This is a genomic window from Flammeovirga sp. AWQ4_249 (genome assembly GCF_056161045.1).
The window spans coordinates 53989-76613 of sequence record NZ_JBSWYJ010000020.1; the positions used below are offsets into that span (position 1 = coordinate 53989).

Annotated in this window: 12 protein-coding genes; 5 read left to right on the forward strand and 7 right to left on the reverse strand. The window is 32.6% G+C overall.

Translation table 11 applies throughout. From position 1 onward, the window contains the following. Positions 1-8: 8 nt before the first annotated feature. The 3 genes from porW to ACXAHM_RS15315 all read left to right on the forward strand — a co-directional run bounded on the left by porW (position 9) and on the right by ACXAHM_RS15315 (position 5707). Positions 9-2276 (forward strand): type IX secretion system periplasmic lipoprotein PorW/SprE, encoded by a 2268-nt coding sequence (gene porW, locus ACXAHM_RS15305; protein ID WP_474961399.1) that lies wholly within the window; start codon positions 9-11, stop codon positions 2274-2276. A gap of 111 nt (positions 2277-2387) precedes the next feature. Further along, positions 2388-4817, forward strand: a complete 2430-nt coding sequence (locus tag ACXAHM_RS15310; RefSeq protein ID WP_474961330.1) for a transglycosylase domain-containing protein — start codon at positions 2388-2390, stop codon at positions 4815-4817. 74 nt (positions 4818-4891) lie between these two features. Further along, positions 4892-5707, forward strand: a complete 816-nt coding sequence (locus ACXAHM_RS15315) for an AraC family transcriptional regulator (protein WP_474961331.1) — start codon at positions 4892-4894, stop codon at positions 5705-5707. A 36-nt stretch (positions 5708-5743) separates the two neighbouring features. Here the strand turns inward: ACXAHM_RS15315 and ACXAHM_RS15320 are convergent, their stop codons facing one another. The 7 genes from ACXAHM_RS15320 to ACXAHM_RS15350 form a co-directional block, all read right to left on the reverse strand. After that, positions 5744-9418, reverse strand: a complete 3675-nt coding sequence (locus tag ACXAHM_RS15320) for a S8 family serine peptidase (protein WP_474961332.1) — start codon at positions 9416-9418, stop codon at positions 5744-5746. 5 nt (positions 9419-9423) lie between these two features. Then, positions 9424-10344: a hypothetical protein gene (locus tag ACXAHM_RS15325; protein WP_474961333.1), complete on the reverse strand. Its 921-nt coding sequence runs from the start codon at positions 10342-10344 to the stop codon at positions 9424-9426. Between the two features lie 12 nt (positions 10345-10356). Next, positions 10357-11850 (reverse strand): SusD/RagB family nutrient-binding outer membrane lipoprotein, encoded by a 1494-nt coding sequence (locus ACXAHM_RS15330; RefSeq protein WP_474961334.1) that lies wholly within the window; start codon positions 11848-11850, stop codon positions 10357-10359. A gap of 4 nt (positions 11851-11854) precedes the next feature. Next, positions 11855-14983 (reverse strand): SusC/RagA family TonB-linked outer membrane protein, encoded by a 3129-nt coding sequence (locus tag ACXAHM_RS15335; protein ID WP_474961335.1) that lies wholly within the window; start codon positions 14981-14983, stop codon positions 11855-11857. A 332-nt stretch (positions 14984-15315) separates the two neighbouring features. After that, on the reverse strand, positions 15316-16686 hold the full coding sequence (gene hslU, locus ACXAHM_RS15340; RefSeq protein ID WP_474961336.1) for an ATP-dependent protease ATPase subunit HslU: 1371 nt from the start codon (positions 16684-16686) through the stop codon (positions 15316-15318). Between the two features lie 41 nt (positions 16687-16727). Further along, positions 16728-17792: a type IX secretion system protein PorQ gene (gene porQ / locus ACXAHM_RS15345; RefSeq protein WP_474961337.1), complete on the reverse strand. Its 1065-nt coding sequence runs from the start codon at positions 17790-17792 to the stop codon at positions 16728-16730. Beyond that, complete coding sequence (locus ACXAHM_RS15350) at positions 17792-19030, reverse strand: M16 family metallopeptidase (RefSeq protein ID WP_474961338.1); 1239 nt, start codon at positions 19028-19030, stop codon at positions 17792-17794. Before ACXAHM_RS15350 ends, porQ begins: the two co-directional genes overlap by 1 nt. Positions 19031-19211: 181 nt before the next feature. Between ACXAHM_RS15350 and ruvB the strand changes: the two genes are divergently transcribed. Together ruvB and ACXAHM_RS15360 are read left to right on the forward strand one after the other, a co-directional pair. After that, the gene (gene ruvB / locus ACXAHM_RS15355; RefSeq protein WP_474961339.1) at positions 19212-20243 is read left to right on the forward strand and encodes a Holliday junction branch migration DNA helicase RuvB; all 1032 of its coding nucleotides are present in this window, start codon (positions 19212-19214) and stop codon (positions 20241-20243) included. Positions 20244-20404: 161 nt separating this feature from the next. After that, entirely contained in the window at positions 20405-22576 is a 2172-nt protein-coding gene (locus ACXAHM_RS15360) for a tetratricopeptide repeat protein (RefSeq protein WP_474961340.1), read from the forward strand. The last annotated feature ends 49 nt before the right edge of the window (positions 22577-22625 follow it).

Consider the following 22625-nt stretch of genomic DNA (forward strand, 5'->3'; position numbering starts at 1 on the left):
TGAAAATGATGCAAACTTTTTCAAACTTCATATATAAGTATTTTTTCAAATCTTTTCTATTATTTTCTTTAATACTGATCTCCGGCTGTCATTTTTATCATAATACTGCCACTCATTACAATTCCTACTTCTTAGCAAAAGAAGGTATGGATGAATTTGAAAGAGATTATTTTAATGAACATGTAGATGATTACAATGATGTATTATCAATTTTAATACCTATTGATTCCAATAAAACATTATCTCATAAAGATAAATTGGATTATATCATTACGAAGGCTTCTCGTCCTATTAAATTTCATCAAACTAGTGATTGGATTGATGAATGCTACTTATTAGTTGCATGGGTTCGTCTTTATGAAGAAGATTATGAAAATGCTCTAACGACTTTTAAATTCATTAATGCTAAGACTACAGATAATGATAGTAGACATGCTGCATTAAATGGATTATTAAGAATGTTTATTGAGAAGGAGGAAGATGGAAATATTGTTTTAGTTAAAGATGTAATCAAACAAGAGGTAGCTCCTTTTAGCAAAGAAAACACTAAAAATTATCACTTGAATTTTGCGCACTACTATAGAAATAAAATGGATTTTGGGCAATCAATTCAACATCTTCGTTTTGCTGTTGACCTTGAAGAAAATAGACATAAAAGAGCAAGGTATTATTTTATTCTCGGGCAAATGCTTGAATCTAGAGGACAAATAGATGATGCTTATAAAGCGTATAGTAAGTCTGAAAAATTAGCAAAAAGCAATGAATTAGAATTTCAATCTAACATTAGTGCTTATTCGATGCAACCTGTCGACTTTAATGACGAAAAGCAAATGGCTAAAATCAGTAAGTACTTTTCTAAAAAATTAAAAGATCACAACAATTGGGACAATAGAGATAAAATCTATTATGAAATGGCCCAATTTCAAATTAGAAACCCTGATTATGATCAAGCTTTACATGAACTTAATGAATCTGTTCAAGTAAGTACAACAAATAAGATTCAAAAAGGACACTCTTATCTTGATGCAGGTGATATTTATTATGATGTCAAAAAAGATTACATTTCAGCAGCTGCCTATTATGACAGTGCTGTTCAAAATTTTGATGAAAGTGTTTATGGATTTGAGGAAATAAAAGAAAAAGCAAAAAACCTCCAAGACCTTGCTAATTATACTTCTATTGTTCAAGAACAAGAACGTCTTCTTAAATTATCAAAGATGTCTGATGAAGAACAAAATGAGTTTATAGATAATGAAATTGAACAGGAAAAAGAGGCTTTAATTCTAAAACAACAATATGCATTAGAGAACGAAAAAAGGCGACAAAAACCTGAGGTCAGTGAATCAAGTTCATTTAGTGCAAAAGAATCAAAAGAATTTTATTTCTATAATACAACTGCAATTACTCAAGGTAAATCTCAGTTTTTAAGAGTTTGGGGCTCTAGACCGCTAGAAGACAATTGGAGAAGATCTAGTAAATTAGATTTCTCTAACCCTACAAGTCCAAATCAAAATAATGTATCCAATCAACCTTCAAATAGAAACAAGAAACAAAAAGGAAATGAAGAGGAGGCTGTAAATAAAGACCTTTTTGCAAGTGTAAAATCATTTGATGAAAGAAAACAGGAAATACCTACAAGTGAAGAACAACTAGCTGAAGTGCATAAAAAATTGGCTGATGCTCTTTTTGAACTAGGTAAAGTATATATGTATCAAATTAAGATTCCTGAGAATGCTCTATCTAACTTTAATCGTTTCTTAAAAGATTATCCTGAGGATGAAAATGCATATGAAGTAGCATATTTAGTATATGTCATCTGTCAAGACTATGATGGATGTGATGAGGAAGCTTCAAAGCAATTCCTAATAACAAATTACCCTGATTGTCTTTATTCAAAAATCTTGGTAAACCCTAATTATGTAAAAGAGACAAACGAAAGAGAAAACTATATTAGAGGTTTATATTCCGATGCCTATGCATTATATATGAAAGGTGATTATAATGCCTCAGATAAAAAGTTAAATGAATTATTAAATGACTTTCCTAATTCATCTTATGAAATACAGGGACGTTTCCTTAGAGTATTATTAGTTGGAAGAACAACGAAGTACTACAAAATATTTAAAGATGCAATTTTAAACTTCCAAAAAAGATATCCTGATAGTGAATTTAATGACATAGCAAATGGTATGTTGGAACAAATCACAGAAAGGCGTCTTGAGAATGGATATATTCCTGGTCGCTATCACGACTTTGATATAACTATTGAAGAATAATAATTTTCTTAGGTCGTAGCTTCTTCAATTTTAAGATAGAATCACTAAATTGCTCTTTGAAGTTACTAAAACTTAACGAAAATTAGCTTAAGCACTGATTAATAAAAACTTATGTATTTAAAAGCTATTAAAACACTCTGGATACTTTTTATCATCGGAGTCATCAGTATAGTTCTAATTGGATTTTCCCTTTCTAACAACTGGTTTAACTTATATGGTGAGCTTCCTGATCCGAGTATTTTAGAAAACCCTAGAAGTGAATTAGCTTCAGAACTTTATTCTGCAGATGGTCAACTATTAGGTAAATATTTCAGAAAAAATAGAACAAAGTCTGAATACGAAGATCTTTCCCCGAATCTTCTAAATGCTTTATTAGCTTCAGAAGATGTTCGTTTTAGGGATCACTCTGGTATTGACTTTAAAGCAACACTTGCTGTACCGTATTATTTATTTAAATATGTAGTATTAGGTGGACAAAAAAGAGGTTCTTCTACAATTACACAACAGTTGGCCAAAAACCTTTTTAAAATTCGTAATGAAGAAAATTTAAAAGGTAAATTATCTGATGTAAGAGGATTAAATCTAGTGATTAATAAATTCAAAGAATGGATTGTTGCTGTTGAACTTGAAACTTCTTATACGAAGAAAGAAATCATTACAATGTATTTAAATACGGTTGATTTTGGTTCAAATGCCTTTGGTATTCACGTAGCATCACAAACTTTCTTCGGTGTAGATCCAGATCAATTGAGTATTCCAGAAGCTGCCGTCTTAGTCGGTATTCTTCAGGCTCCTTCCTACTATAGCCCAAGATATCATCCTGATAGAGCTATTTATGTTAGAAATAAAGTGATTTCTCAAATGGAGAAATACGGTTACATTTCAAAGACTGAGGAAGAAAAACTAATGGCAGAAGGACTTAACCTTAATTATAATGTTGAAAATCATAATAAAGGTATAGCTCCTTATTTTAGAGCTGAAGTAAAGAAGAATTTATTGAAGTTCTGTAGAGAAAATGGTTTAGATCTTTATGCAGATGGTTTAAAGATTTATACAACAATCGATTCTAGAGTTCAAAAATATGCTGAAGCAGCTGTTGAAAAACATATGCGTGAGCAACAATCTCTATTCAGTGATCACTGGAAAGGTCAAGGTGAACCTTGGAGAGACAGAGAAGGGGACGTTATTCCTAATTTCTTAGCCAACTCAATTCGAAGAACTGAAGTTTACAGAACCTTAAGAAAACAAATCGGAAATGATTCACTGGCAATTGACAAACAATTAAAAGTGAAAAAGAAAATGAGAGTTTTCTCATGGAATAGCCCTAATTATGAGATTGACACTGTAATGAGCTCTTATGATTCATTGAAGTATTATAAGATGTTCTTACAAATTGGTATGATGTCAATGGAGCCTAAAACAGGAGAAATTAAAGCTTGGGTTGGTGGTATTAATTACAAATACTTCAAATATGATCACGTAAGATTAGGTTATAGACAACCTGGATCTACTTTCAAGCCTTTCTTATATTCAAGAGCTTTAGAAGATAGATTCCAACCTTGTTCTCCTATCACAGATGTTCCAATTACATTTACAGCTGAAGAAGCTGTTGCTGATAAACCTTGGACTCCTAAAAATGCAGATAGATATTCTGGTCAGACATTTACTCTAAGACAAGCGATGTCTAGATCAATAAATACTGCTGCTGCATACCTTGTAAAAGAATTAACTGCAAAAGAATTAGCGGAATATTCTGCTGATAAATTTGGTTTTAGATATATACGTGATCAGATGTTTGATTATATGGTTACAGATGAAGAAAGAAAAAATGGAATTACAGGATACAATAAAAAACGAATCTTAGCTGTCCCTTCTTTATGTTTGGGTACAGAAGATGTTTCAGTTTATGAAATGGTGACTGCATATTCTACTTTTATTAATAAAGGTGTTTGGACAGAACCTCTTTTCATCACAAAAATTGTTGACAAAAATGGAAGAGTTCTAAAAGAGTTTATTCCTAAGAAAAGAGAAGCATTGAATGAAAAAACTGCCTGGTTAATGACGTATATGTTAAGAGGTACTTCTGAAGAAGCAGGTGGTACAGCATTAAGACTTAATCGTTATAATTTCAAAAGAGATCAAAAGACCGGAGAGGCATATCACGTTGGAGGTAAAACAGGTACTACAGCTAATTTCTCTGACGCATGGTTTATGGGCTTCACAAATGATCTTGTAACTGGTGTTTGGTGTGGAGGTGAAGATAGAAGTATTCACTTTAGAACAATCAAATATGGTCAAGGTGCAAGACAAGCTCTTCCTGCTTTTGCTTACTTTATGGAAGATGTCTACAAAGACAAAGCTTTATGTAAAGACCTAGGTTATAAAAGAGCATTATTCCCTGAACCTTCCAAACCTATTGGTATTGAATTGGATTGCAGTAAATACGATGTAGAGAACTTTGGAGAATATGGTGTTGAAGTAGATTCTTTAGTAGAAGAAGAATATATACAACCGACCGAAGCTACAGATGGTATTTTATAGAAATTAATTTATCTTTAGAGGCGAGGAAAAGAAATTTTCTTCGCTTTTTTTATTACCCTACCGAATAAGCTGAAATGGAAATTGAAATCAAGGACAAATTAAAAAGCAATAAAAGCATAAAAATAGAGCCTTTTAAAGAAAGTATTCGCAAAACTAAACCACACAAACATCATAAATATTTTGAGATTATCTATTTATATAAAGGAAGTGGAACCCATATTATAGATAATGATACATTTGAAATAAAACCGCCCACAATGTTCTTTATGAGAAAAGATCAATTACATTGTTGGGATATCACAACCGCTCCTAAAGGCTTTGTTATCATTATAAAGAAAGATTTTCTTGAAGATTCATATGATAAAGAACTTGAAAAACTTATTGCTCAACTGAGTAATCAAGTTTGTGTAGATGTAAAAGAGTTTGAAAAAATAAATAGAATTTTTGAATTGTTGGTTGAAGAAGTGAATAACTCTAGTAGTTATCAACAAATTATTGTAGAAGGTTTATTAAAAGCACTTTTTGCGAAAACTTTGACAACAATTTCCCCAATTGAGAGTAGTGTCAAAACTAACTTACCAACAATATTTATTGATTTTAAGGGATTGTTAGAAAATGAAGAAGTTATTCACAATAGTGTTAACAGTTATGCTGAAAAGTTAAATACAACTCCTCAAAATCTAAATACAATTTGTAGACAAGCTACCGGTATGTCTGCTTCAAAATTTATTGGAGAATATATCATCAAAGAGGCAAAAAGATTACTACTATATACTAGTATGCCGATTAGTGAAGTCGCTTTTAGATTAGATTTCAAAGATACTTCTCACTTTAATAAATACTTTAAAAGGAATACGGAGAAAACTCCTACTCAATTTAGAAACTCATAAAAAAAGAGCATGTTTTTAGGCATGCTCTCTTTATTTTTACTGTTTTATAAACTTCTTATGGAATATTTGTCCATCTCGCCTTTTCAGCTTAAGAACATATACTCCTTTCGGTAATTGAGAAATATCTAACTGTCCATTTACAGGCTGAGAATTGATATTTATAGCTTCTCCTGAAGTTTTATAGACGGATAGTTCATCAATTATTTGTTGCGATAAGATATTTAAAGTATGTCCATTACCTGGGTTAGGATATAATATTGGTGCTCTTTCAAACAACTCATCTTCAAGAGAAGTAACTGTTGAATTTGATGAAGTCGAAACATTGACTACATTAATAAATTCTTGTTGTTGGTTTGTTCCTATAACGAACATTACAAGGTCTTTACTTCCTTCTGTTGTATATTCTACTTCATGTGGACCCGCACCATAAACTATAAGAGGGTCTTCGGTTGGATCATCAAAAAATGCCCATCCTATTAAAGCCTCATCAGTATCAGAATCATTAGTAAAAGTGACAGTCTCATTTAAACCTACTGTAGTCTTATCTACTCTGTAACTTAAATTAGTAACTGTTGGCTCATAATCAACAACTTCAAAATCATCCATTGCTAATCCTGCTCCACCACTTGAATCTAAAGTTGCTCCAACAAAGAAAAATCTAAAGGCTATTTTTTGTCCTTCAAACCCTGCCAATGGGATATACTTTTTCTCCCATGCATCATTTGTGGAACCAGTCATAATAGGAAATCCTTCTCCTCCCCAATAATATTCACTTGACCACTCATTAGTCCATGCAGGGTCTTTGAAAAAACCTAGAGGGAACCAACTTTGGCCATAATCATCAGTATATTCTACATTCATACCATCGATTTGATTTGCAACATCCATTTTTAATTGGAAAGCAAACTGTTGGGTTGAATCATTTAAATCTTGATCTCCAGGCAAGTCAAAAACTGACGTATAAAAATAGAAACCTGTTGGAATTTCATATGCTGAAGTATCTGGCCCCAAAACATAAGCATTATCGCCACTTGTAGTTCCTGATTTTCCAGGAACTGTTGAATTTCCTTTTTCTAATGATGTCCCAGCAAGATTTAAAGAATAAAATAATAATTCATCAGATTCTAAATCACCTCCGTCTGAAGGTAAGAATGGTGTTTCCTTTATTCCTAAAATTCCCATCGTATCTTGATAAGCTGAAGCAGGGTTATTATCTACTTCTAATTCTACAATAAATCTACCTGCGGTTTCATAAGTATGTGTTGGATTTTCATCAGTAGAAGTAGTTCCATCACCAAAATCCCATAAATAACTAGAGGCTCCTCCTGAATTATAAATAAAGTCAATTGGTCTATTTACATAAGCAATATCGGATGGTTTTGTAAACTCTCCGGTAGGATCTTGTTTTGTTACATTAAAATCATGTATCATAAAACCATCGTCTGTATCTTCTATCATAAAGGCTGATTCCATTCGGTAGATAAATCTAAACCTTACCATATTTCCCGTTAAGAAAGAGACATTATATGATGTAGAATCTCTATCAAAGTTACCTAACCAACCTGTTTGATTTTGAAAAATAATAGGATGAATTGCACATCCATCATCAGGTGTTTTATTGTACCAACCTATACCTAATCCATCATAAGCTTCTCCTAATAGTCGCCATGATGCTCCATTATCAGTTGTATATTGCATTTGAGCAGCGGCAGGAGCATTACAATACGTTATATGCATACTTTTCAAGAAGTTAATCTTATATTCTTTTCCTTCTTCAGTTAAATCAAAAGTTGGTGTATAAAGAATAGCTGCAAATGATCTTAGAGGAACACCACCTGCTAAAGTTGTCGCCCATACTAATGAATCTCCACTATCTAAATCATCTCCTAGTGCTCTACCCCATTCCCAAACATCATTACCATCTCCTCCATCCAAGAATATAGTTTCTGTAACAAATCCTCCAGTATCTAACTGAAAATCGGTTGAGAAAGGTAGCATTTCTGTTGGACCTTCAGGTGGTCCTTCAGTCATACGTATACCCCTTCTAAAAGTATTTTGTCTTCCTTCATCATCTGTAACAGTCAAAGTGATTACATAAGAACCTAATACTGTTAAAGAATCGTATGTATGAGATGGATTCTCTTCAGTTGATGTTGTTTCATCCCCGAAAGTCCAAAAATATGTAAGGTTATTTCCAAAAGATAGATTTTCAAATTCTAACGCCTGCCCCACTATTCCATTATCTGATAAAATATTAAACGCAGCTAAAGGACGATTAGATTGTAAAGCATCCATTGCAGCACTCATATTAATTCTACCAGAACCTAATGCATTTTGATAATTAGGGTTCCTAGGGTTAATATCCGTTGCAGTTCCTAACAACACAGCCGTTAGTTGATCCGGTGTTAATGATAGGTTTTGTGTTTTAAGAAACGCTGCGGCACCTGCTACCATTGGACAAGACATTGATGTACCTGTATAAGGTGCATAATCACCAGAAGGGTTACCATTATCGGCCGCTACAGTACTAATAATGTCTGTACCTGGAGCAGAAACATCAATCCATGCACCATATTGAGAAGAAGGCGATTTCACATCATTGCTTGTAGTATTGGCAACTGCAATTACATTATCATAACCTGCAGGATAGCTTGGTAAATTAACATTATCATTACCTGCTGCAGCTACAAACAACATTCCTTGCTCTTCTGTAGCTTCATTAATCATTCTTGCGACAGTTGCAGAATAATAATAACTACCATAAGACATACTTACTATATCAGCATTCATTTCAATAGCATACATTAATGCTTCGGTAGAATGTGTAATTGCTCTAGCATTTGGTGTATCATCAGAAGTCGCTTTTATAGCTAGAATTTTCACTCCTGAATTCACTACTGATGCACCTCCTGTTCCATTGTTAGTTACTGCACCCGCAATTCCAGCACAATGTGTGCCATGTGAAAAATTGAAACGACTTGCCTGGTCTGTTGGTGGATTTGGATTAGGATCCCCATTTTCATATTCATCCCCTGAAGCATCCCAACCTGAGTAATCATCTATATAGCCATTTCTATCATCATCTCTACCATTGTTTTGTATCTCAGCATCATTGACGAAAATATTTGCTTGTAAATCTTCATGAGTGATTAAAACACCATCATCAACTATTGCGACAACTACATCTCTTTGATTAGCATTCACTGTTCCTTTACTCCATGCATCAATTGCTCCCACTAAGTTTAAGTGATATTGATCTTCAGCTAGAGGATCATTTACATCATTAAACTTAATTGGTAATGGAACACTTTCAACATATAATACATTAGGATCACTACTTAACTCTCTTCTGTAACTTTCCATGTCGTCCTCACGAAATAATGTAATCTGCAACACATCTGATACACTATTTTTCAAGACTGACATTGGTTCCAAAACAGATTTTATTCTACCATCAGTTAATAAATTGTACAGTCGTCTCTTTTCACTAGTTACAAACTGAGGTTGTCCAGATTCCATATATGCATAAGATACATCTCTTACATCCTTCAATCTAACAAATAGCTTTTTTGGTGCCGTCTGAATAGAAGGTGTTATCCATTTCTGGCCTGGTGAACTTATCAATTGTTGCTGACCTTGAGCATTTACTCCATTACTAAAAAGGAGACAACCTAAGACAGCTAATAGGATATTTAAATATTCTTTTCTCATGGCTGTTATCTTTTAGTTAAATAAAGTATCCACTGTTTGGTTGTAATTCCATCCGTAAATAGAACTTCCAAAGCAATTCTACCATCTGAAAGTGTTTCTCCTTGAAGTGAAATATAATTATCAGATGGACCTAAAAAGTCTCCACATTGATCAATAATCTGAAAAGGAATATCCTGAAAATCTCCTGCAATATTAGAGATATCATATAACCCCCAAATTTCATCCGGATTACCTAAATCTCCTACTGCACTTAAGGTGACATCATCCACATCTTTAATTCCTTCTTCAGTAGACATTTGTGCTGCATAAGTACCATCTAAAGATGTTGGACAATGAATATCTTCGATTACAATATTGTATTCTCCTCTAATTCCACCTTGTCCAACAGTGATAGGTGATCCATCATCTAAATTTTTAGCAGATTCTAAAATGACATTCAGTTTCTTTCCCCCTGCCTTATCAACTCCATAAACTACTAATGGAGAAATCTCAATATTTGCAGTATTTCTTGTATTTGTATAGCTTTCTTCTCCACTTTGATCTTGAGAAGTAATTCTATTTTTAATGATAAAAGTTCCTCCTGCAGCAGTCGCAAACTTCTCCGTTATATCAGAAAAACTAGCATTATTTCTTTCAATCGCTTTAGCAGTAAAGTCCGTTCCGAATTCTGCTTCTCCACTAAAAGAATATGTGATTTCTATTCCTCGATCAGTATCGATTGCCATGGGCATTCTTACCTCTAAACTTAGAGGAATAGAATTTTCTTTTATGGAATCAATTTCGCCAATTGGTGTGGCTACTGTAAATGCTACGGTTTCTCCGATAAACTCTGCATTTACTTCGTTATTATAGGTATCATAAAGCTCACAACTTTGAAAAAAGAGAACTCCAAAAGTTATAAGCCCTATTAAAAGTTTCGTTCTCATTTGCTTAGTAGGTTAATTAGATGTCATAAACCACATTGGTTCATCTAAAGGTTTTTGCTCTGGAATATTAGGATTTGCACTGATTTCATTTGGTGAATAAGGTAACCTTGCAATATGCTCACCCAAGACAGCATCTACAGGTAAAGGCATATTTTTTGGATAATTTGTTCTTCGAACATAAGTCCATGCGTCTATACCTCTTTGGAAAGTTTCAATATAACCCTGTAAATACACCGCATCTAATGCATTATTAGGAGCTAAAGTCTGTAAATCCGGCAGAGAATTATTGTAGTTATCATATTCAAATTGAGTGACTCCCTCATTATTATCTTGAACTGCTTGAAGAGAATTTAGATGAATGATATTCAATATTATTCCTTCCCTATAATATTCGTTTGCATCAGCAGCATTACCAGGAAGCCAACCTCTTAAAATTGCTTCGGCTCTCATAAACTTTAATTCTGCTACAGTTATCCAATAATCAGGTGATGTCGCAGTTATAAAATTTAAGCTTAATACAGAAGTAGAAGTGAATGCACCACTTGCTCCTGGAGAAACACCTGTATGTGGAACGGCATCCACTATACCTTCTGGTCTATCATAAAATAATTCTAGTCTAGGATCATTTGTTCCTCTTAATAAATCAATAAAAGGAGTACTTGCATAAAAGAATAAACTTTCTCCTCCTGCATATTGATAATGAAGTTTATAAAACTGATTTGCATTATTAAGATCATCATAATAATCCATTCTCACTTGGTCTGTCAAATCTTCAATATGATCTTGAGAAAAAGCAGTTTGAAGTCTTGGTCTTGCATATTCTTCATCTTTCTCAGCAATTATCATCAAAGTTTTAATTTTTAATGAATTGGCCATTTTAGTCCATTTCAATAAATCACCTTGAAATAATAAATCTTCTCCAGCAACTTTATTAGGATTTTGATAGTCAAAATTTTCAACAGCTTCATCCAGCATTTCAACAATACCTTTTAAAACAACTTCTTGAGAATCTCCATTTGGAAATAAAATATCAGTATTTAATGCTTCACTAAACGGAATATCTTCAAACATTAGTGTCAAATGAAAGAAGGCAAAGGCCTGCATAATTTTAAATTGTGAAGCTGTATTGACTTCTCCAATTTCATTCGCTAAATATTCACCTCTACTCGCATTTTTTAATGAATTCACATAATAAGTAGACCATGTATTAGTTTGAGGGAAAGCAGGTATAGAATAGTTATCAGCGGAATAAAACACTGACGCTCCTGCTCCAACATAATGCTGTGACCATCTATTAAACAAATTTGTTTCCATGACTCTATCAGAACTTATATTCGTCATGATTGTAGTCATTAATAATCCAGGCTGCTCGGCCACTTGACCATCTCCAGCAGCAAAAGGATCTTCATTAATATCTAAAATACTATCACAAGAAAATGATAGTAAAAATAAAGTAACTAACCCTGATCTTGTTAGTATACTTCTATATGTTTTTTGTTTCATCATTTTTCTAGAATACTATTTTAAGGTTACCACCAAAACTTCTTGTAGAAGGTAAACTACCCATCTCTACAGCTCCTGAAGCATCACTTGCTGCTTGGAATAAACTTGTTTCTGGGTCAATATGAGGAATATTACTGTAGATTAACCAAAGGTTTCTTGCTTCAAAACCAACGGCCATTGATTTAATAAAACCTGATTTTTTCAATAAAGAAGATGGTAAAGAATAAGCAACACTAATCTCTCTAAGCTTCACATATGTTTTATCAAAGACAGAACCTTCTGCAATTCCACTTGTTGAATAAGCTTGCCAATAATCTTGATGAGTTACTGCAATGTCATTTGGTCTTACTGAACCATCTCCATTTTCGATGTAGGCATTTTTATCAATAAACACTTGCCCTCTATTTACTGCAGTTTCTTCCGCTAGTCCATTATACCTTAGATCTCCAACAGTTCTAGAAATCATTTTTCCACCTTGATTCCAATCAATCAAAAAGTTTAGTGTCACACCTTTGTAGGTAAAACTGTTTTGGAAGCCTAGAAGGAATTCTGGTTGTATCTCACCAAATGTTTCTTCATCTCCTTGCATTCTTAAACCTGTTTTAGGGTCTACTAAAATTTCACCCGTTTCTGATCTTTTAAAACCGACTCCTTGTAACTGTAATGATTCTCCAGGTACAGCTTGAACAGAAACACCATTAAACCCTGATGCAATTTGAAGTTTATCTAGACCTTCTGTTAGCTCAGTTACTTTGTTTCTATTTCTTGTAAAATTAATTTGAGAAGTCCACTCGAATGAGTTCGTTTGAACAGGAATAAATGAAAGCAATAATTCAATACCTTTATTTGATACTGCACCTGCATTTACTCTTTTACTTCTGTATCCAGTAGATTCAGGAGTTGGAACAGCCAAGATTTGATTTGACGTTACAATATTATAGTAAGTGAAATCTACGCCTATTCTACCATTGAAAAAGCTTAATTCTGTTCCAATTTCCCATGAATTTTGTCTTTCAGGTACTAAACTTTGAGGTGGAATTGTACTCGTTGCCGAATAAGCTGTCTGACCATTAAATGGATAATTATTAGTAGTACCATATTGACCGAAATAACTTGACAATGGATAATAGTAATAATCTAATTGATATGGATTTGTATCATTACCAACTTGGGCAGCACTTAAACGAAGTTTACCAAAAGAGAAAATATCATTATGAATTTTGAAAGCATCTGAAAAAACAAAAGATACACTAGCTGATGGGTAGAAATAAGATCGGTTATCCTTTGGTAAGGTAGAAGACCAATCGTTCCTCATTGTAAGGTTTAATGTCAAATAATTATTGTAAGTCAACGAAATATCACCATAAGCTCCTAATAATCTCGACTCAACAAAATCTGTCGTACTCGTCGTATTTTTTGCATTCGCTGGCGTATACAAATCAGTTACTGATAATTCATTAGCAGTTAATGTACTTCTTTTAAAAACTCTGCTATTATATTCATGGCCAACAATAGCAGTTAACTTCAGTTTCTCTCCAAACTCCTTTTGAATAGTAGCCATTAAAGAGGTTGTCAATTCTGTATTTTCAATATCATCATTTGTAAACGCTCCATTAATAGCACCTAATGTACCTTTAGCAGATTTTCTAAATCTCTTGTCAACTCTGTAATCCATACCCACTCTAGCTCGGAATGATAACCAATCTGTTGCGTCAGCTTCTAACATTCCAAAACCAAAGAATCGGTTTAGATTTACATCATTACCATTTTTTTCAGCTACCCAATAAGGACTATTTGAAAATCTACCTATTGGATCTTGCTCTCCATTTACTAATTGAAGTCTTTCAAGAGAAGTGGTTCTTGGTATTCCATTGATGATTGACGTTAATACATTTGGAGAGTTACCACCTTGTGATACAGAACCTCGAGTTTTAGATTGAATATAATTCATACCTACTCTTGATTTGATCACTTTATTCAATTGTTGTCCAGCATTTACTGCAAAAGTATATCTATCCAATCCTGCTCCAGGAACAATACCTTGCTGATTCATTGATGTAAATCCTAAACGGTAATCACCTTTTTCTGTCGCACTTGATACATCTACTGAGTTTATAAATAATGTACCTGTTTGATAAAAATCTTTTACATTATTAGGATAGGCTGTTAATGATTCTAGTGGCCATTGATCTTCTGGAAGATCTGCTGTATCTGCTGAATAATCATAAGCGGGAACAATTTGTCCTTCTATTCTAGGTCCCCAACCATTTTCAGATCTTTTATCATATTTGCCATAAGACCCTTGTGCATATTCATTTTGAAAAGAGGGTAATCTATTAGGCATTTCTGCTCTAAAACTAGAATTAATGCTTACGGTTGGACCTTGCGAGGCTTTACCTCTTTTTGTAGTAATGATAATTGCACCATTTGCTGCTCTCGATCCATACAAAGCTGCTGCTGATGCACCTTTTAATACTGTTACAGAAGCGATATCTGCTGGATTAATTTCTCCTGCGCCATTACCAGCGTCAAAAGCACCTTGAATACCACTACCTGTTGATACATTAGCATTACTCACTGGTACACCATCTACTACCATCAAAGGTTGATTTCCTCCACTTAGTGAGTTGGTACCTCTGATGACAATTCTTGTTGATCCACCTGGATTTGAACTAGCTTGTGAAATTTGAACACCTGGCACCTTACCAGAAAGTGAGTTTAAAAAGTTTGTAGATTTTACTCTGTCAACTTCTTCGCCTTTAACGGAAGTAACAGAATATCCTAAAGTTCTTTTTTCTCTTTCAATAGCATTGGCAGTTACAATTACTTCATCAAGTTGTTCTGTATCAGCTTCCATTACAACATTGATAATGGATTGTGAGCCAATTTCTACTTCTTGTGATTTTAGGCCTATGAAATTATAAACTAATATTTTATCTGCTTGTTGCAGTACTAATTTATATTTACCATTTACATCTGATACAGCACCTCTAGATGTTCCTTTTATCATCACTGTAACTCCGGGCAATGGATTGCCTTCACTGGTTATCGTACCCGTTACTACCCTTTCTTGTGCAAGTGAAATTGAGATCGATAATACGGAGAGCAACAAACATAAGATTGTTTTAAGTCTCATTAGTTAAGGTTGGTTAAATGAATAGAAGTTTACTTTTATTTTCACCTCTGATAGATAGCATTAGATCTTATTATAGGGAGAGTAGTAATAAGTGCTTAGTCATGTTTTTGAGTATAGTCTACGCAATGCTTTATAGCTTAATATCGAAGATGAATAGAAAGGTTAATTTCTTTCTATAATAATACATAATTTTCTGATCATTTCCTTTGCATCACTCTAATAAAAATTTGAACTTATTTAACATTTAAGCATAAAATGAAAAATCCCAACCTCAAAAAAATGAAGTTGGGATCCTTTTTTAATAAAAAATATCAAAATTCTAAGACAACACCTTAGATGATATATTGACTTAAGTCTCTATTTTTCACAAGACCAGAAAGTCTCTCATTGACCATTTCTTTGGTAACTACAATTTGTGCATTTGCTCCAATTACATCAGGAACATCAAATAACAAATCATTTAATAAGTGAGACATTACAGTATGTAAACGTCTTGCTCCAATATTTTCTACCTCTATGTTAATTTCGTAAGCTAATTTTGCAATTTCATCTAAAGCATCTTCATTGAAACTCAATTTTACATCTTCAGATGCAAGTAAAGCTTCATATTGTTTCGTTAATGCATTTTTAGGCTGACGTAAGATAACCTTGAAATCTTTATCCGTAAGAGATTGTAATTCTACACGTATTGGAAAACGTCCTTGCAATTCAGGAATTAAATCTGAAGGTTTAGCGACATGAAAAGCACCTGCTGCTACAAACAGCATATGATCTGTTTTCACAATACCGTGTTTCGTATTGACTGTACTACCTTCTACGATTGGTAATAAATCTCTTTGAACACCTTGTCGAGAAACATCTGCTCCGTTCTTATTTCCACCACTTGCTACTTTATCAATCTCATCGATGAAGATTATACCAGAGTTTTCTGCAAGACGAATTGCTTCATCTTTTACCTCATCCATGTCAATTAATTTCGAGCTTTCTTGATCCACTAAAATTTTTCTTGCTTCACCAATAGACATTTTTCTTTTCTTTGTCTTTTTAGGCATCATTCCATTGATCATTTCTTGAATATTCATCATAGAACCTTCATCAATTGGAGAACCTCCTATAAAGCCTAAATTACCTCCATTTTTATCGACAGAAACATCTATTTTTCTATCTTCTAATTCTCCTGCACGAAGTTTTTCTCTAAAACGCTCTCTTGTTTTTTCGTTTAATTCGTGATCTGAATTAATATATTCTCCATTATTATTTGTCGGAGCACTTTTTATCGGTGGAATTAATGCATCTAAAATTACATCTTCTACCGCCTGTGATGTTTTTTCTTCAACTAATTCTTTTTTCTGGTCACGGATCATAGTAACAGCTTGCTCTACTAAGTCTCTAACCATACTTTCAACATCTCTACCTACATATCCTACTTCTGTAAATTTTGATGCCTCTACTTTTACAAATGGTGCTTTGGCAACTTTCGCTAATCGTCTAGCAATTTCAGTTTTACCAACACCTGTAGAACCAATCATTAGGATATTATTAGGCATAATTTCTTTTTGCATATCGCCGGCAACATTCATACGTCTCCAACGATTTCTTAAAGCAATAGCAACGTTCTTTTTAGCATCATCCTGACCAATAATATACTTATCTAATTCAGCGACAATCTCTCTTGGGGTTAAGTATGTTGAATTTTCTAACATGTTATAGATTTAATCTTTATAAAATTCTTTTCTCAATTGATTTATTCAATAACCGTTTTCTTTCTTTTATCCCATCCTGAAGTAGCAACTGAAAGTGATAAACTGTTCGTCGCTCCTGCAACATGATACCAAGCGGCACTGTAACCAAAATCAATATGTTTTTTAATTTTCAATGACATCCCCAAAGACATACCAGCTAATCCTTTTACGCCTTGAGTAATCATTTCCTTTCTTCGCATCACGTTATATCCCATGCGAAGGTTTAATACTTTCCCTAAAACAAATTCACCGCCAAAGCTAAAGTGTCGTGACAATTTGTCAGCAAAACTAGGATCTTCATATAAGGGATTACCAAAAGCGTCTTCTTCTCCTTTGAGTGAAGTATCTACATAAGTAATATCAAATTGGTGCAAATGATGATAAGTTACCGAAAAACGAATAGGCATTTTTTCAGGCTTAAAAGAAATACCTAATTGTGTATCAAAAGGTAATTCTGATGTATCATTTGGCTGATAATCTCTCATTACAAAACCTGCATTCTTGATCACTAATCCGATTACTAAATCTTTTGTTGGGTGAATAAATGAGCCATTAATATCAAACATTAAGGCATTTGATTTATAACTTTCAATGGTAGAGGCTGCAAATTTCATATTAGCAGCAAATGAAAATACACCTTGTTTACGAGTATAACTTCCTTGAAGCCAAAAATCATTGGCAGAATATGTACCTGTATAGTTTCCAACTTCATCAAAACCATCAAAATCTCCATATCCCATATAGCCCATTCCAAATCCTACAATACCTTTTCCTACTTTATGGGCATATCCCAATGTTGTAAGACCAGATGTTGAATTATAGTCGTAATAATTAAAAATTACTTTCTCTACTGAATTTTCTCCCAATAAAGATGAATTATAGAACATAGCATTAGCATCATCTATACCAGAAGATACTAGAAAACCACCCAAACCGACTTGTCTTGCATTCGTAGGAACATTTAAAAAATTATAAGTTTCTGTTCCACCCAATTGAGCAAATGCATTGATTGATGTCGATAGTATAGTTAAAAAAATTAAGTTTAGATAGATAGATAATTTTTTCATTATCGTTTTGCCTTATAGTATAATGTTGAACTGTTATTACTATCAAATAATGTTTTCAATTTTGACTTCACATCACTGACTGTAACTCCACGTAGTTTTTCTTCTTCTTCATTTATTAAATTAGGGTTACCAAGCATCGCTCCATATGCGATAGACATTGCCCTTGGTAAAATTTCTGTCTTTCCATAAGTCATCGAAAATTCTGCTTGATTTTTTACCTTCTCAAGATTTTCATTATCAATATCTGAATGCTTAAAGTCATTCAAAACAGTATTTAGACTTTCTTCTACTTCCTCCAAAGTCACTCCATCAGACACTTTTCCAGTAATACAGAACAATCCAGGCTCGAAAGATCCAGTAATATAAGCTGATAAGCCAGAATATATTGGATTATCTTTTACCAGTTTTTGATAAAGTAACGAAGATTTTCCTCTTCCCAATAAATCACTGATTAAATCGGAAGTATAATAACCTTGTTGAGACCTTCCTTCCATATGCCATACTTTATAAAGCATATCAATTGGAACTTTCTCTTCTACTATTTTCTTTCTAGGTGCTATTTGAATAGGTTCGATTGGAATATTTCTTTCCGGTTTTGTTCCAGAAGGGATAGGTTCAAACCATTTTTTAGCCAATCTTTTGACTTCTTCTAATTTTACATTCCCTGCCACTACCATCACAGCATTGGATGGAACATAATATTTATGGAAAAATGATTTCACATCTTCCATTGTAGCCTCTTCAATATGCTTAATTTCTCTTCCGATAGTTGGCCATCTGTAAGAATGTTCTTTATAAGCTAATTCCCTCAGATAATGCCAAACATTTCCATAAGGCTGATTAATATATCTTTGCTTATATTCCTCTATCACAACTTTTCTCTGAACCTCTAATACTTTGGGATCAAATGACAGACTTAACATTCTATCAGATTCTAACCAAAATGCAGTTTCTAAATTCTGAGAAGGTAGCGTTACATAATAATTTGTGATGTCAGGAGAAGTAAATGCATTGTTAGTACCTCCTACTTTTTGTAGAGGGGTATCGTAAGAAGGAATATTCACCGATCCACCAAACATTAAATGTTCAAATAAATGTGCAAAACCTGTCTTTTCTGGATCTTCATCTCTTGATCCTACATCATACATTATATTTACTACTGCTGAAGCGATATTATGATCTTCATGAACATATACCCTTAAACCATTATCTAAGATGAATGTTGAAAACTCTACCATGTTGTATTTTAATAATAAGTATATAAAGTTAGCAGACCTATATCACTTTCCAAATTCAATTTAGAGCAAACATTTTAGTAACTTTGCTTTTAGCATTAAAATTCTAATGCAATTTGATTGATTTTTATCCTAGGTTTTAACTAAATCTTAAATTAATAGTTAGAATCAAGTATTCATATATATGAGAGAAGATTATTTAAAAGGAGATAATGAAGGATTTTCAGATGCAGAAAGGGATGTTGAAAAAGCATTAAGGCCTCTCTCATTTGATGATTTTACAGGTCAACAAAAAATTGTTGAAAACTTAGAAATTTTTGTTCTTGCAGCGAAGAGAAGAGGTGAACCTCTTGATCATGTACTTTTACATGGACCTCCTGGCTTAGGTAAAACCACCTTATCCAATATCATTGCAAATGAAATGGATGCTGAAATAAAAATTACTTCTGGACCAGTTTTAGAAAAACCAAGTGATTTAGCAGGGTTATTAACTAATTTAGAAGACAATGATGTTCTATTTATTGATGAAATACATCGTTTAAATCCTGTAGTTGAAGAATATTTATATTCAGCAATGGAAGATTTTAGAATAGATATTATGTTGGATTCTGGACCAAATGCTAGAACAATACAAATTGATCTAAATCCTTTTACTCTTATTGGAGCGACAACTAGATCTGGATTGTTGACTGCTCCTCTTCGTGCTCGATTCGGAATCAATGCACGTTTACAATATTATGATTCAAAATTATTGACGTCTATTATAAAAAGGTCATCAGGTATTCTTGAAACTCCAATCCAAGATGATGCAGCATTTGAGATTGCAAGAAGGTCAAGAGGAACTCCACGTATTTCTAATAATTTATTACGTAGAACTAGAGATTTTGCTGAAATAAAAGGTGATGGCACCATTACTTTGGATATTGCCAAAATGGCCTTAGGAGCTTTAAATGTTGATCAAGGTGGATTAGATGAAATGGATAATCGAATCTTATCTACGATCATTGAAAAGTTTAAAGGCGGCCCTGTGGGAATTACAACAATTGCAACAGCTTGTGGGGATGAAGCTGAAACTATCGAGGAAGTTTATGAACCATTTTTAATTCAAGAAGGGTTTATTAAACGAACTTCTAGAGGTAGAGAAGTAACATTAAAAGCTTATGAACATTTAGGTATTGTTCCTCCTTCAGATGGTTCTCAAAGTAGCCTTTTTTAGCTTTAATATAATTGATATTACATCAAATTAAGATCAGAGAGAGAAAACTCTTTGATCTTTTTTTTTTACAAAAAAATATTAATATAATTATAAAAAAAATATAAATTATCACTTGTACTATCAAAAGCTTATTCCTACTTACACTTACTAGTCTTTTAATTTTGACTACAACTTTAGGGTCTAACAGACAAAATTCAACTTATGATACAACATCTATAAGTAGTACTTTTTCTGAACAGAAACCTATTGCTCAAGAAAAAGTCATTAGTATTTATAAAAACAGACTTTACGATAGTTGTATAATTGAATCTGAAAAACTAATAAAACACTTACTTCAAAATCTTGAATATCAAAACTTACCTACTGCTTACAAGTATTTAAGTAGATCTTACCGTAAAACACATCGATATAAAAAAGGTTTAATAGCTGCAAAATCAAGTATTTATTGGGCAAAAAAAACAAATCAATTTGAAGTTCTTTCAATTCTACTTATTGAAGTAGGTAAAAATGAATATGCACTTCAACAATATGATAATGCTATTGAAACTTACCAAGAAGTAATTGATCATAGTGAAAAATTCAACGATTTCGAAAGTAAATCTGTGGCTTACAATAACATAGGAAATGTATATAAGGCTTTAGGAAAGTATACAAAAGCAATTCAATATTATATTAATGATGCTGAATTGAACAGTAAATTAGATAGGCAAAAAGATCTTGCAATAGCATATAATAATATTGGACAAATTCATTTAATAACAAAAGAATACGAACTTGCTCAAAGTTTTTTCACAAGATCTAAAGATATTAGAGTTGAATTAAATGATGAATATGGGCTAGCTCTTGTTTCTAATAATCTTGGAGCGCTTTATAAAGATACTTATGATTTTGATAGTGCACTTGATCAATTCTACATCGCTCTTGCTACATTTGACAAGTTTAATATCAAAAGTAGAGTAGCGGAAGTATATCTTAATATTGCTGATATTTTTCTCTCAAAAAAAGAAACTAAAGATGCTTTTACTTTTGGTAAAAAAGGCTTAGAAATTAATAAAGAAATTGAAAATAAGTATGGTATTAATAGAGCTTATAGAATTTTAGGAGAAGCAAAATTGATTGATAATGAAAATACTGCTGCTCTTAAATATTTCAAAAAAGCACTACTTTACTTTGAAAAAAAGAAGCATTATACACCTGAAAAAAGAAATCTATACAAACTTCTTGTTAAGGTGTATCAAAATAACAACAACTACAAAAAAGGATTTGAGTTTCAACAAAAACTATATGATCTAGAAGTAGAGTTTACTGACGCCTCAAATAAAAAAGATTTAGCTTTTATTCATGAAAAGTTTAATCAAAGAGATCAAATACAAAAAATAGATAAACTTCAGAAAGAAAAAGAACTAAGAGACAAAGCAATTACCTATCAAACACAATTAAACCTATCTTTCTCAGTAATTATTGTCGTTCTCTCAATTTTTGGAATATATATTTATTTCATCAATAAAAAAGTTAGAAAAGCACATTCTAGAATTAGAACTCAAAATAGAGAAATGACAGAAATTCACGCTGAGCTAACAGATAGTTTAAAATATGCTTCTCAAATTCAACAATCATTAAATGCTATTCCAAATGAAATAGATGCATTTATTAATGATTACTTTATAGTATGGCAACCCTCACAAGAAGTAAGTGGAGATGTTTATAATGTTACAGTTATTGATCATAAAGTAATTATTACAATGATGGATTGTGCTGGACATGGTGTTCCTGCTGCTTTACTGGCTACTTTAGGTATTAAAACATTAAATCAAGTCATTCAGTCTGGTATCACATCTCCTGATAAAATCCTCACTAATATGGATGAGATTATGAAAGACATTTTCGATCAAAGTGAAGATTTAGCAGGAATTGACATGGCTGTTGTAACAATTGATTTAAAAAATTATACACTTGATTTTTCAGGAGCAAGAAGACCTTTATTATATATTGAAAACAATAACCCAATTTATATTAAAGGCACTAAAAAATCAGTTTGTGATAAACTTTCCCCTTTCAATTATACTTATCACAAACATAGAATATTGCTAACCTCAGATATCAAATTCTACCTTTACTCAGATGGTTTACCAGACCAGTTTGGAGGAGAGCATGACAAAAAATTTAAAGAGAAAAATCTAAGGGCTCTTCTTATCGACAATGCTTCAAAAGATTTTGAAACACAAAAAAGAATAATAGAAGAAGAAAGAAATAATTGGATGAATCCAAATCAATCTACTCAGAATAAACCTACCGACGATACTTTAGTCATGGGATTCCATATTAATCTGTAATTTTTTTGCTATTTTAGATGATGTTCTAAAAATTAACATGACATCATTT

Bases quoted from the DNA above. Each gene is read 5' to 3' on its own strand.
- ACXAHM_RS15325 (WP_474961333.1), bottom strand. From the start codon at position 10,344: ATGAGAACGAAACTTTTAATAGGGCTTATAACTTTTGGAGTTCTCTTT.
- ACXAHM_RS15335 (WP_474961335.1), bottom strand. From the start codon at position 14,983: ATGAGACTTAAAACAATCTTATGTTTGTTGCTCTCCGTATTATCGATC.
- ACXAHM_RS15315 (WP_474961331.1), top strand. From the start codon at position 4,892: ATGGAAATTGAAATCAAGGACAAATTAAAAAGCAATAAAAGCATAAAA.
- ACXAHM_RS15350 (WP_474961338.1), bottom strand. From the start codon at position 19,030: ATGGTAGAGTTTTCAACATTCATCTTAGATAATGGTTTAAGGGTATAT.
- ACXAHM_RS15320 (WP_474961332.1), bottom strand. From the start codon at position 9,418: ATGAGAAAAGAATATTTAAATATCCTATTAGCTGTCTTAGGTTGTCTC.
- ACXAHM_RS15330 (WP_474961334.1), bottom strand. From the start codon at position 11,850: ATGATGAAACAAAAAACATATAGAAGTATACTAACAAGATCAGGGTTA.
- ACXAHM_RS15310 (WP_474961330.1), top strand. From the start codon at position 2,388: ATGTATTTAAAAGCTATTAAAACACTCTGGATACTTTTTATCATCGGA.
- porW (WP_474961399.1), top strand. From the start codon at position 9: ATGCAAACTTTTTCAAACTTCATATATAAGTATTTTTTCAAATCTTTT.
- hslU (WP_474961336.1), bottom strand. From the start codon at position 16,686: ATGTTAGAAAATTCAACATACTTAACCCCAAGAGAGATTGTCGCTGAA.
- ruvB (WP_474961339.1), top strand. From the start codon at position 19,212: ATGAGAGAAGATTATTTAAAAGGAGATAATGAAGGATTTTCAGATGCA.
- porQ (WP_474961337.1), bottom strand. From the start codon at position 17,792: ATGAAAAAATTATCTATCTATCTAAACTTAATTTTTTTAACTATACTA.